11 protein-coding genes and 1 pseudogene are annotated in these 12,335 nt (G+C 63.5%); 8 read left to right on the plus strand and 4 right to left on the minus strand.

What is annotated here, in order from left to right:
• The first annotated feature begins 34 nt into the window (after positions 1–34).
• The gene (locus tag G520_RS0116390) at positions 35–1,507 is read left to right on the plus strand and encodes an alkaline phosphatase family protein (protein ID WP_036666408.1); all 1,473 of its coding nucleotides are present in this window, start codon (positions 35–37) and stop codon (positions 1,505–1,507) included.
• 18 nt (positions 1,508–1,525) lie between these two features.
• Here G520_RS0116390 and G520_RS0116395 read toward each other — a convergent pair whose 3' ends face one another.
• Complete coding sequence (locus tag G520_RS0116395) at positions 1,526–2,923, minus strand: saccharopine dehydrogenase C-terminal domain-containing protein (RefSeq protein WP_028536589.1); 1,398 nt, start codon at positions 2,921–2,923, stop codon at positions 1,526–1,528.
• 200 nt (positions 2,924–3,123) lie between these two features.
• Between G520_RS0116395 and ppnP the strand changes: the two genes are divergently transcribed.
• Positions 3,124–3,432 (plus strand): pyrimidine/purine nucleoside phosphorylase, encoded by a 309-nt coding sequence (gene ppnP, locus G520_RS0116400; protein WP_028536590.1) that lies wholly within the window; start codon positions 3,124–3,126, stop codon positions 3,430–3,432.
• On the opposite strand, the gene G520_RS25850 is transcribed toward ppnP, so the two are convergent.
• The gene (locus G520_RS25850) at positions 3,423–3,869 is read right to left on the minus strand and encodes a CZB domain-containing protein (RefSeq protein WP_428829240.1); all 447 of its coding nucleotides are present in this window, start codon (positions 3,867–3,869) and stop codon (positions 3,423–3,425) included. The genes ppnP and G520_RS25850 overlap by 10 nt on opposite strands.
• Before the next feature lie 3 nt (positions 3,870–3,872).
• Positions 3,873–4,145 (minus strand): annotated as a pseudogene (locus G520_RS25855) (methyl-accepting chemotaxis protein); the annotation flags it as partial.
• A gap of 917 nt (positions 4,146–5,062) precedes the next feature.
• Between G520_RS25855 and yiaK the strand changes: the two are divergent.
• The 5 genes from yiaK to araD all read left to right on the plus strand — a co-directional run bounded on the left by yiaK (position 5,063) and on the right by araD (position 9,856).
• Positions 5,063–6,061, plus strand: a complete 999-nt coding sequence (gene yiaK / locus G520_RS0116410) for a 3-dehydro-L-gulonate 2-dehydrogenase (protein ID WP_028536592.1) — start codon at positions 5,063–5,065, stop codon at positions 6,059–6,061.
• A gap of 74 nt (positions 6,062–6,135) precedes the next feature.
• Positions 6,136–7,689: an FGGY-family carbohydrate kinase gene (locus G520_RS23245; protein WP_084637681.1), complete on the plus strand. Its 1,554-nt coding sequence runs from the start codon at positions 6,136–6,138 to the stop codon at positions 7,687–7,689.
• Positions 7,649–8,302: a 3-keto-L-gulonate-6-phosphate decarboxylase UlaD gene (gene ulaD / locus G520_RS0116420; RefSeq protein ID WP_028536593.1), complete on the plus strand. Its 654-nt coding sequence runs from the start codon at positions 7,649–7,651 to the stop codon at positions 8,300–8,302. Before G520_RS23245 ends, ulaD begins: the two co-directional genes overlap by 41 nt.
• Before the next feature lie 2 nt (positions 8,303–8,304).
• Positions 8,305–9,165 (plus strand): L-ribulose-5-phosphate 3-epimerase, encoded by an 861-nt coding sequence (locus G520_RS0116425; RefSeq protein WP_028536594.1) that lies wholly within the window; start codon positions 8,305–8,307, stop codon positions 9,163–9,165.
• Positions 9,158–9,856 carry an L-ribulose-5-phosphate 4-epimerase gene (gene araD / locus G520_RS0116430; protein ID WP_028536595.1) on the plus strand — a complete coding sequence of 233 codons (699 nt, stop codon included), beginning with the start codon at positions 9,158–9,160 and terminating at the stop codon, positions 9,854–9,856. The genes G520_RS0116425 and araD overlap by 8 nt, the downstream gene beginning before the upstream one ends.
• A gap of 54 nt (positions 9,857–9,910) precedes the next feature.
• On the opposite strand, the gene G520_RS0116435 is transcribed toward araD, so the two are convergent.
• On the minus strand, positions 9,911–10,702 hold the full coding sequence (locus tag G520_RS0116435) for an IclR family transcriptional regulator (RefSeq protein WP_028536596.1): 792 nt from the start codon (positions 10,700–10,702) through the stop codon (positions 9,911–9,913).
• Between the two features lie 309 nt (positions 10,703–11,011).
• Here G520_RS0116435 and tig point away from each other — a divergent pair, with 309 nt between their 5' ends.
• Positions 11,012–12,322, plus strand: coding sequence for a trigger factor (gene tig / locus G520_RS0116440; RefSeq protein ID WP_028536597.1), 1,311 nt, complete (start codon positions 11,012–11,014; stop codon positions 12,320–12,322).
• Positions 12,323–12,335 lie beyond the last annotated feature (13 nt).

Here is a 12,335-nt window from a genome sequence, read left to right on the forward strand (position 1 = left end):
GGCTATTGCCATTTCCCTATGACAGGATGAAGCCATGCCGGTCTTGCCACGTTTTGTCCGACGCCCTCTGCTCGTGTCCGCCATCGGCTTCGCGCTGGCAACGCAAGCCGGCAATGCGCTTGCCGCCGCCGTCCCGACGCACCATGTTCTGTTGATCAGCATCGATGGCCTGCACGAGCGCGATCTGGAACGATTCATCGATTCGAGGCCCGATTCTGCGCTGGCCGCACTGGCCGGCCGCAGCGTGCGCTACCGGCAGGCCATGACGGTCGCTCCATCCGATTCCTTTCCCGGCCTTGCCGCACTGCTGACGGGGGGGACGCCACGGTCGACCGGTCTTTATTACGACGATACCTATAGCCGGACGCTCGCAGGGGCCGATTGCAAGCCCGGTAGCGAGGTCGTGCTGGACGAGTCGGTCGACATCGATCCGGATGCGATCGATGGCGGTGGCGGCATTCGCGTTACCGCCTTGCCGCGCGACCCTGCACGCGGATGCGCGCCGGTTTTTCCGCATGCCTACCTGCGCGTCAATACGGTGTTTGAGGTGGTCAAGGCTGCCGGCGGGCGCACGGCCTGGGCAGACAAACATCTGGCCTACGATTGGGTCAACGGCCCTTCCGGTCGCGGCGTCGACGATCTGTACACCCCCGAAATTGCGGCCGGCAATGCCGATGGCAGCGTCGAGAAGGCCGAAGTCAACGATGACCTGAAAGTGACGGCCATACTCGAACACATTGCCGGTCACGACCATGCCGGCCGTGCGGCGCCGGGGGTGCCTGCCTTGTTCGGCATGAATTTCCAGGCGGTCAGCGTAGGGCAGAAGACCGCCGGCTATCGCGATGCGCAAGCGACGCCAAGCGACGGGCTCGCGCAGGCTCTGCAGCATACTGACGCTTCGCTGCATCGCATCCTGCTCGCACTCTCGCATGCCCATCTCGACGCCGATACGCTGCTCGTCGTCACGGCCAAGCACGGGCAGTCGCCGATCGATCCCGCGCTGCGCCGCATCGTCGACGGCAAGCTGATTCCTTCCATCGTGAATGGCGTTCAGGCCGGCTTGCTCGCGCATGCGACCCAGGATGATGTGGCCTTGCTGTGGCTGCGCGACGGCAGCAAGACCGCGGAAGTGGTCACGGCGCTCAATGCGCGCCGCAGCGAGGCGCATATCGGGGACATCCTCAGCGGTAGGCGGCTGGCGGCCTTGTTCAACGATCCGATGCAGGATGACCGGGTGCCTGATATCGTGGTTCTGCCGGAGCCCGGCGTGATCTATACCAAGCCTGCGGCGAGCAAACGGGCCGAACACGGCGGTTTTTCCGAAGACGACCGCCACGTGGCCCTGCTGGTGGCGATGCCGGGGATGGCGGCGGGAAAAACCGTCGATACGCCGGTCAGTGCCACCCAGGTGGCGCCGACGATGCTCAAGGCGCTCGGTCTGTCTCCCGCCGATCTGCAGTCGGTTCGGCGCGAGGGCACCCCGGTCTTGCCCGGTCTCGGCTGGTAGTTGCGGCGGGCCGCGCGCTCAGTCGACGCGGACGTTGCGAAATTGCCATGGGTCATCCGTGATCATCTCCTCGCGAAACAGTTCGCCGCGTCCGCTCAGAGGGGTCCAGTCGGTATATACGCCGATGATCTCGCCGAGATAGGGCGCGGCGGCCGCGAGCACTTCGCCGTGGTCCATGTCTTCTGGCTCCACCAGGCCGCGTCCGGGGTGGGCGAGTGCCCACAGCATGCCGGAAACGACGCCGGCCGCCACCTGCAGCGTGGTGGCGTTGTTGTACGGGGCGGCCGCTCTCGCCGCGGCAATCGTGAGCCTGGAACCATACCAGTAGGCGTTTCTGCCGTGACCGGCCAGCAGAACGCCCAGCGTGTCGGCCCCGGTGGTGATTTCATCGAACAGAATGCGCTGGCGAGCGGGGGGCGCCCAGTTGCGCCCTGCCATGTCGTGCAGGCTCGCCAGAGCCGCGTCGCAGGGCCGGTAGACATAGTGGACGGTGGGACGGTACAGGACTCCATCGCGGTCTCGCAGCGTGAAGTAGTCGGCCAGCGAAACAGACTCGCCGTGCGTGATCAGAAAGCCGTGGTAGGGACCGCTGGCCGGAGACCAGCTGCGTGCCCTGACCGAGGCGCCCGGGCGTTCCAGATAGATCGACGCGCGGCAACCGTGGCGGTGTCCGTGACCATCCCTCGGCATCGAACGCTCGTGCGATCCCCAGCCGAGCTCGGCGGGTTGGCGGCTTTCGGCCACGAAGCCGTCGACTGACCAGGTGTTGCCGAATTCCTCCGTGACGGGCGCCGCCACGGCCTGATTGTCCTGTTCGGCTATATGCAGGGTGCTGACTCCGAGGTTTTGCGCAAGCAGGGCCCAGTCGCGCCGCCGGGCGGGCGGCGTGGTGCCGGGCAGGAGTTCGGCCGCCAGATCGAGCAGCGCCTGTTTGACAAAGTGGTTGACCAGGCCCGGGTTGGCGCCGTGGGTGACGACGGCGGTCGGCCCCCCTTTGCCGCGCAAGGGACGGATCTGTTCGCGCAGCGCGTAGTTGCTGCGCTCGGCCGCCGTCATGCCGGGTACGTCCCAGTCTTCGTCCCAGGCGTCGAGGCCGGTGTCGAGGTAGCCCGCGCCGCGGGCTTGCGCGAGCCGGATCAGGTCCGCGCTTGAGACACCTGTCGCCAGGTTGAGCAGGAAATCGCCGGGGGCCAGCAGGGGCGTCAGTATCGGCCGGTATGTGGCGCGGTCGAGCGCGTGGAGGATCGGACGGCCGAAGGTTTCCGGGCCGATGCCGGGGATGGCGTCGGGGGTCACGATGGTGATGCGGTCACGGTCGATGCCGAGGTGGTGTCCTATCAGGGGCAGACTGGCGCGCGCGATGCTGCCGAAACCGATAATGACAAGCTTGCCGTCGAAACGAGGGCTGGCATTCATCTCTTGTCTCCTTTCGCTTGCACACGGAAATCCAGTTGGACCGTCGCAATGCGGAATTGTCGCGAAAGAAATACCAAGAGGCGGAGTATCTGTCCACCGGGCGCGGCGTCGCGGCATGGGCTCGGACGCGCATCTTTGATTGTGGCGCCGGCGCGGTTACACTGCGCGTTCTGTCACTTTTCTTGCAAAGGAAGCCTCGCATGTCGCAGTTCGATAACGTTAGCGTCGTCAAGAAGGGGAATGTGTATTTTGACGGCAAATGCGTGAGCCATACGGTGTTGCTGGCCGACGGCAGCCGCAAGACGCTGGGAGTCATTTTGCCTGCTCGCCTGACCTTTACCACCGGCGCGCCCGAGGTCATGGATGTCGTCGACGGGCATTGCACGGTGACGCTGTCGGGCGGGGCCGCGAGAGCTTACGGCCCCGGAGAGTCCTTCAGCGTGCCGGGGAATAGCGCTTTCGATATCGACGTGACGGAAACGCTGCATTACGTCTGCCACTACGGCTGAGAACGGTTCCGGCCTGGGGCGGCGGGTCTCGGGCTGGCGAGCAGCCCGGCCAGGCCCTGGCTGACGTCCAGATTCGCCCGTTCCATCCGTTCCAGTGCATCCAGCGCTTCGTCCAGTTTGCCCGCACGCCAGGCGTCGATGGCGTGGCGCGCCTGCTGGTGCATGGCCCGATGCGGCGCTTCCAGTTGCGTAAAGCGGCTGTCGCTCTGATAGCGCTGCTTCGCTTCCCCGTAATACCAGCGACCGAGTCGGCATTGCGTCTCGTCGGGCAGCTCGGACGACAGGCGCGGCGACTGACCGAGAAGCACCAGATAGACCTCGAGCTTCAATAGCAATTCTTCGACATTGGCCAGTTCCACCCCGGATAATTTGGCCGATACCTTGATCGAATCATCCATTTTTCCCGTCAGATCGAGTAAGGCACCCATGCGCGTCATGGCCAGGCTGTTTTCCTCGCTGTGGCGTTCGACGCCATGCGCGGCTTCGTCGATGGCATTGCGCGCAGCCCCCGTTTCTTGCTGGATGCCGGCAACGAGGGCCGTAATGTCGCGTGTCGCGACCGTGGTCTTTTCTGCCAGTTTGCGAACTTCGTCCGCCACGACCGCGAAACCGCGACCGGCTTCGCCCGCACGTGCGGCTTCGATCGCGGCGTTCAGGGCCAGGAGGCTGGTCTGGTCGGCCACCTCGCCGATCAGGCGCACGATGCCATCGACCTTGGCGGCACGCTCGGACAGGCCCGCGATGCGTTCGGCGCAGTGACGGATGTCGGTGACCAGCCGATCCAGGGTCTCGCTCAAGTGAGCGAAGGCACTGCGGTTTTCCTGCGATTGCTCGCCGGCGGCATGTGCCATTTGCTGCTCGTCCGCCAGTCGCGCCACCAACTGCTCGAACGACGCGCGGGTATTGGCCAGCGATGTGCCGAAGTGTGCCAGATTCCGGCAGATGCCAGCCAGTTGCCTGTTTTCCTGGCGCAGGGCGGCGAGCGTGTCGTCGCGCCTGGAGAGTTCTGTTTGCAGCGCTTCCTTGTCAAGCGTCAGTTGCCGCAGCTCTGCGCGTAGCTGTGTCAGTTCACGTTTTGCCGTTTCGAGTGCGCGGCGGGTTTTTCCGAAGAACATGGGAGGACCGATGCGTCCGGCGGGACGGGTTATTAAGATATATACAGTATACATCTTATTGGCGGGCCGGCAACGGCAGCGCAGGGGTGCAGGCTGAAAGAGAGGCATTGCCGTTGCCGCGAGCGGCATGGGGGCAAGGTCCGGACGGGGGCGGCTCGTCAGGGCGCGTGGCCGGGAGGGGGCGGGCATCGCCCGCTGCCCGCTGCGGGTCTCGATGACGATTCCGGGCGGGGCGCAGCAACTCCGGTTTGACAAACCGGGGGTGGGGGTGTGCTGAAAACGGCGAAGACACCCGGCCGCTTCTTTATTCCCGTGCCCGATGCGAAAGGGGGCTTTCCCCGGTCGATCGCGGCTTTGCTCTCGGTGCCCGTGGCGTGACGGGGACTGCAACAGAATTTTCTATCGATGGAATTCAATTCCACAATGTAAGATATATATTGAAATTAGATTCTACAATGTGATATTTTGCAGTCAAGAGGCGATGCAGGTCGTCATTTTCCGAAGAGGAATGGGTCATGCGAGTGAGCTGCGAGCAGTTGAAGACGGAATTCAAACGCGTTCTGCTGGGGCGTGGCCTGAGCGAGGCAAAGGCGGATGAGTGCGCCAGGCTGTTTGCCGAAACGACCTTGACCGGTGTGTACAGTCATGGCGTCAATCGCTTTCCGCGCTTCGTCCAGCAACTGGACCAGGGCGATATCGATCCGGCGGCCGAGCCGGAACGCCTGCTGGCGCTAGGGGCGCTCGAGCAGTGGGATGCCCGGCGCGGCATCGGCAATCTGACCGCGCAGGCCATGATGGCACGCGCGATGGAACTGGCCGATGCGCACGGCATCGGGTTGATTGCGCTGCGCAATGCCAACCACTGGATGCGTGGCGGCGGTTATGGCTACCAGGCGGCCGAGCGTGGCTATATCGGCATCTGCTGGTCCAATTCGATCGCGGTCATGCCGCCGTGGGGAGCGAAAGAATGCCGAATCGGCACGAACCCGCTGATCGTGGCGGTGCCGGGCGATCCTGTCACCATGGTCGACATGTCGATGTCGATGTTTTCCTACGGAATGCTCGAAGTCAATCGCTTGAATGGCCGACAGCTGCCGGTGGATGGAGGCTTCGACGATGACGGATGCCCGACGCGCGAGCCGGCGGTGATCGAAAAGAATCGCCGCATAATGCCAATGGGATACTGGAAAGGATCCGGCCTTTCCATTGTGCTCGATATGATCGCGACCCTGCTGTCGGGGGGGCTGTCGGTGGCTGAAATCACCGAGACGCAGAGCGACGAAACCCGTGTCTCGCAGGTGTTCATCGCGATTTCGGTCGACAAGCTGATCGATGAAGGCACGATGTCGGAAAAACTTCAGACCATCAGGGATTACGTGCTGAGTGCGCAGCGCGCGGACCCCGACGTGGCAATCCGGATTCCCGGTCATGAGTTTCCGCAGCTCAAGGCGCAGAACATCGCGCAGGGCATCCCTGTCGACGATAGCGTCTGGGCGCGCATTCTCGCCTTGTGATCGAACGGCTACGGCTTTGATCGCGTGCGTTTGGCGCGCTGTCACGACCGGCAACCGGAATCAGGAGATCCCTCATGTCGTACTGGCTTGGGCTTGACTGCGGCGGCACTCTGATCAAGGCCGGCATCTATGATGCAGACGGGCGGGAATATGCCATCGCACGCGAACCATTGACCGTCGAAAGTCCGAGGCCCGGTTGGCAGGAACGCGATATGGAACGCCTGTGGCAAGCGGCCGTCCGTGTGATTCGCTCGGCGCTGGCGGCAAGCCGTCTTCCGGCCTCTTCCATCGCCGGTGTCGGCATCTCGGCCCAGGGCAAGGGGCTGTACTTGCTGGATAGGCAAGGCCAACCCCTGGGGCGCGGCATCCTGTCGTCCGACCAGCGCGCACTGGATCAGGTGCGTGCATGGCAGCAGGCAGGGCTGCCCGAACGTGTCTATCCCGCGACCTTGCAGACACTGTGGACCGGGCATCCGGTCAGCCTGCTCGCCTGGATCAAGGCGAACGACGCCGAGCGCTACGCGGCCATCGGTTCGGTGCTGATGGCGCATGATTTTCTGCGGTTCCGCTTGTGCGGCGAGCTCGCTTGCGAGATCAGCAATATTTCCGAGTCGAATCTGTTCGATATGCACGAGTCGCGCTACGACCCGGCCCTGGCGGAGTGCTTCGGGATCGCCGATATCGTCGAGCGCCTGCCGCCTGTCGTCGGTTCGGCCGAGGTCGCCGGCGCCATCACGGCCGAGGCCGCGGCCACCACCGGGCTGCTCGCCTCGACCCCGGTGGTCGGCGGGCTGTTCGATGTCGTTGCCACCGCCTTGTGCTCGGGTGTCGTCGACGACACCCGACTCAACGCGGTCATGGGAACCTGGTCGGTGACTTCGGGCGTGAGCTCTTTCATTCGACGTCACCCCACCGCGAATTTTGTGCACGGCCGCCATGCCCAGGCGGGCGAGTACATCATCCATGAGGCGAGCCCGACGTCGGCCATCAATCTGGAGTGGGTGTTGCGCACCGCCGGCGGTGGCGCGGCTGTCGATTACGATGCGATGAACCACGCCATTGCCCAGCTGCCGCCCGCCTCAAGCTCCCTGTTGTTCCTCCCGTTTCTGTACGGCAGCAATGCCGGACTCGGCATGCACGGCTGCCTGTTCGACATGCAGGCCGCACACGGACGCGCTCATGTGCTGCAGGCTGTTTACGAAGGGGTGGTTTTTAGCCATCTCACGCATCTGCGCCGCATGCAGCAGTGCTTCGATCGCGTCGAGGCGCTGCGTGTGACCGGGGGACCTTCGCACTCCGATGTCTGGATGCAGATGCTGGCCGATGCCAGTGGCTTGCCAGTCGAAGTGCCGGAGGTGGAAGAGACGGGGTGTCTCGGTGCGGCATTGGCGGCGGCCGTCGGCGGCGGCGTTTTCTCCTGCTTCACCGAGGCGGTTGCCGCCCTGCGCATGCCCCTGCGCGTCCTGGTTCCGCAGGCTCGTGACCAGTGCGCCTATGAGCGCAAGTATCAGCGATATCAGCATCTTATAGATTGCCTGCGCCATTTTCATGACACCGAGCCGCTCGCCCTTTCTTCAGGAGTTCCCCATGACCAGACCTCTGCTTCAACTCGCCCTCGACCAACTTGATCCGGACGCGGCACTTCAGTCGCTGGCGGGGTTGGCGCCGCATGTGGATATCATCGAAGCCGGAACCCTGTTGTGCTGCTCGGCCGGCATGGGGGCGGTGCGCCGGATCCGCGAACGCTATCCCGAGCACATCATGGTCGTCGATCTCAAGACGGCCGATGCCGGAACCGAGATGGCGCGCATGGCTTTCGGTGCCGGCGCCGACTGGATGACGGTCATCTGCGCCGCGCCGCTGGCGACGCTGGAGGCCGCCCAGCGCGTGGCGCATGAGCATGGCGGCGAGATTCAGGTCGAACTGTTCGGCCATTGGACGCTGGAGCAGGCCCGCGAGTGGCGCGCGCTGGGGGTGCGGCAGGCGATTTACCATCGTGGGCGGGACGCGGCGGCGAAGGGGCTGGGATGGGGCGCGCAGGATTTGAAGCTGCTGCGTGCCCTGGCCGATGCGGGGATCGAACCCTCCGTGACCGGCGGGCTGACTCCGGCCGATCTGCCCTTGTTTGTCGGCATTCCGGTGCGTGCCTTCATCGCCGGCCGGGCATTGTACGGTGCGCCCGACCCCGTTGCCGCGGCCCAGGCTTTCCACGATGCGATCGACCGCGGATGGGAGGGCTGAACATGCGTCGCCATCCTCTTGGAATTTATGAAAAGGCGCTGCCGGCGAATCTGGGGTGGGGCGAGCGGCTGGCCGTAGCGCGTGCCTGCGGCTTCGATTTTGTCGAGATGTCGATCGATGAAAGCGATTCCCGGCTGGCGCGGCTCGACTGGAGCGTGGGCGAACGGCGCGAGCTCGCCCAGGAGATTCGCGACAGTGGCGTGCGGATTCCTTCGCTGTGCCTGTCCGCTCATCGCCGGTTTCCCTTCGGAAGCCGCGACCCCGCCATCCGCGAAGAGGCGCGCCGCATCTTGCGCGAGGCGATACGCCTCGCGCAAGATCTCGGCATTCGCACCATCCAGCTGGCCGGTTACGATGTCTACTACGAGCCGCACGATGCCGCCACCGTGGCGCTGTTTGCCGAAGGGCTGGAATGGGCGGTCGATCTCGCGGCAGGCGCCCAGGTCATGCTGGCCGTTGAAATCATGGATACCGATTTTCTTAATTCAATCCGCAAATGGAAGGCCTGGGAGGCTCGCATCCGCTCCCCGTGGTTTACCGTCTACCCCGACGTCGGCAATCTGACCGCCTGGGGCAATGATGTGGCCGGCGAACTTGCGCTCGGGCTCGACCGCATTGCCGCCATCCATCTGAAAGATGCCTTGCCAGTGACCGCCGGGCAGCCAGGGCAGTTCCGCGATGTGCCTTTCGGCAGCGGGTGCGTCGACTTTGTCGGTGTGTTTTCCACCCTGGCGCGTATCGGCTATCGCGGCGCCTTCCTGATCGAGATGTGGACCGAGAAGGCGGAGGAGCCCCTGCTTGAAATCATAAACGCAAGACGCTGGATTGAAGCGCGAATGGCGGAAGGAGGTTTCGATGCTTGAATCTCTGAAAGAGGCCGTGCTGGCGGCCAATCTGGATTTGCCGCGCCACGGACTCGTGACTTTTACCTGGGGCAATGTCAGCGCCATCGACCGCGAGCAGGGACGGGTGGTTATCAAACCATCGGGCATCAAGTATGAAGAGATGAAGGTCGCGGACATGGTGGTGCTGGATATGGATGGACGGGTGGTCGAAGGCGACAAGCGCCCGTCGTCGGACACCCCGACACATCTGGCCCTGTACCGCTGGACGCCATCGATCGGCGGTATCGTTCATACCCACTCGCGACACGCTACGATTTGGGCGCAGGCCCGGCGCGATATGCCGGCCCTGGGCACGACGCACGCCGATTACTTTCACGGCGCGATTCCTTGCACGCGTGCTTTGCGCCGAGCCGAAATCGCCGGCGAGTATGAGCGGGAGACTGGGCAGGTGATCATCGAGACCTTCACCGAGCGCGGTCTTGCCCCGATGGCGGTGCCGGCCGTACTCGTGCATTCGCACGGGCCTTTCACCTGGGGACGGGACGCGCACGAGGCGGTACACAATGCGGTGGTTCTGGAGGAGGTCGGCTATATGGCGCTGTTTGGCGGTCAACTGGGACCCCTGAGCGACATGGCCCAGGAGCTGCTGGACAAGCACTATCTGCGCAAGCACGGGGCAGGCGCCTATTACGGTCAGCCGGGCGCCTGAGCGACGCCGCTGCCGCCGGCCGGTCTCGGGGGAGGGCGACGGGAGCGGAGCGGTTTACTGCGGCAACGGAGTGCTGCCACCTAGTTCTTTGGAAATGCAGTCGGCGGCATGCAGCAGCGGCGGGATCAGCGAGCTCTCTCCCACGGAGTGCAGGCGCGGCGTCGGCAATGACGATGAGATCGCGTACTGGACGCGCTGGTGGATGTCGAAGACCGGTGCCGCGATGCAGGAGACGCCGAGTTCGTTTTCTTCACGGTCGAAAGCCAGGCCGCGCGCGCGGATGTCGGCAAGCTCGCGGCGCATCGACGCGATGTCGATGATGGTCGTATCGGTCAGCCGCTCGATGCGTGCGCTGGCCCAGTAGCGTTCAAGGTAGGTGTCGGGGCTGAAGGCGAGAAACAGCTTGCCCATGGCTGTGCAGTGCAGCGGGCGCTGCTGCCCGATATAAGCGTGCGTGCGCATGATGTCGCGCGTGGGCTCGAGCTTGTAGACCAGAATGACGTGGTCGTTTTCCAGGTTGCCCATATTGACCGTTTCCCCCGTCTCCCAGTTCAGGGTTTCGAGAAAGGGGGCTGCCATCTGCACGATATTCAGGGACGACAGCGCCTTTTGCCCGATGGCCACCAGTTTTGCCGTCAGCCGGTAGCTGCCGGGAGTCACGGCATGGGTGACGTAACCGAGTGCCGACAGCCCCTGCAGTATGCGGTGGGTGGTGCTTTTGTTCAGCTCCACGAGTTCGCTGAGCCGGGCGAGGGAGCAGCCGTTGGGGTAATCGCTGAGAATCTCGAGCAACAGAAAACCGCGGGCAAGGCTCTGGTTTCCGTAGGGAATGGATTTTTCGGTCATCGCAGTATACGTTGCACATTGTGAATCGGTGGCGCCAAGTAGAAACGATACCACAAGGCGGTATTTTCGGTCTGGCGAAATGGCGCGCCGTCGCTGTGGCGAGGCTGCTTACAAAGCCGTCAAGCGTGATATACTGCCGGTTTTCGTATCCGCCGGAGCGCTGCGTTCGTCCCGGCGGAATTGAGCGGATGATCGCCATCGGGCGTATCCGGCCGCGCATCACATGTGGGTGTCGCCGCGTCGGCAACCGGCCCCGTCTGCGTCGTCCCGCACAGCTTACTAAACTCGCACATGTTTTAAGGATTTGACATGCAAGTACAGGTGGAAACGTTGAGCACCCTCGAGCGCCGCATGGATATCGCGCTGCCCATGGCTGTTATTGATGCCCAAGTGGCCGAGCGTCTCAAGCGCGCCGCCCGCAGTGCCAAGATCCAGGGCTTCCGCCCGGGCAAGGCTCCGCTCAAGATTGTCGAAATGAGCTATGGCCCGCAGATTCGCGAAGAAGTCCTTGGCGAGCAGGTTCAGCAGGGCTTCCATCAGGCCGTTGTCGAACAGAAACTGCGCGTGGCGGGTTTCCCGCGTTTCGAACCGTCGACCGATGAAGCCGACAAGGAAAACTTCAAATTTGCCGCGATCTTTGAAGTGTACCCCGAAGTCAAGGTCGGCGATCTGACTGGCAAGGACATCGAAAAGCCGGTGGCTGAAGTCACCGAAGCCGAAATCGACAAGACCGTCGACATCCTGCGCCAACAACGCACCCGCTATACCCGCGTCGAGCGCGCCGCCGCCACGGGCGATCGCGTGATCATCGATTTCAAGGGCAGCATCGACGGCGTGCCGTTCGAAGGCGGCTCTTCGGAAAACTTCCCGTTCGTACTGGGCCAGGGGCAGATGTTGCCCGACTTCGAGACCGGTGTGACCGGTCTGGCCGAAGGCGAGACCAAGAATATCGAAGTGAGCTTCCCTGCCGACTACCACGGCAAGGACGTAGCCGGCAAAACCGCCGTCTTCGAAATCACGGTCAAGAATGTGGCCGAAGCCGAACTGCCGGCCGTCGATGCCGAATTCGCCAAGCAACTGGGCGTGGCTGACGGCGATGTCGACGCGATGCGCGCCGAGATCAAAAAGAATGTCGAACGCGAAGTGAAGCGTCGTCTGCAGGCCCGCGTGAAGGAAAACGTGATGCAAGCCCTGCTCGACGCGACCGAGATCGAACTGCCGAAGGCACTGGTGCAGCAGGAAATCGGGCGCCTGATGGATCAGGCCCGTCGCGATCTGGAAGGCCGTGGCATGAAAAACGTCAAGGACATGCCGTTCCCGCCGGAACTGTTCCAGCAACAGGCTGAACGCCGAGTTTCGCTGGGGCTGATCCTGGCCGAAGTGGTCGATGCCAACAAGCTGGAAGCCAAGCCGGAACAGGTGCGCGCGCTGGTCGACGAGTTTGCCGACAGCTACGAGGACGCGGAAGAAGTGGTGAGCTGGTATTATGCGAGCCCGGACCGCCTCGAAGGCCCGACTTCCATGGTTCTTGAAAACAATGTGGTTGAATTTGTGCTGACTCGTGCCAATGTACTGGAAGCGGCGGTGCCTTTCGAACAACTGATGGGCAAGAACGCCTGATAACCCATAACCG

Origin of the sequence: Paludibacterium yongneupense DSM 18731, from assembly GCF_000422925.1 — a bacterium.
GTDB classification, from domain to species: domain Bacteria; phylum Pseudomonadota; class Gammaproteobacteria; order Burkholderiales; family Chromobacteriaceae; genus Paludibacterium; species Paludibacterium yongneupense.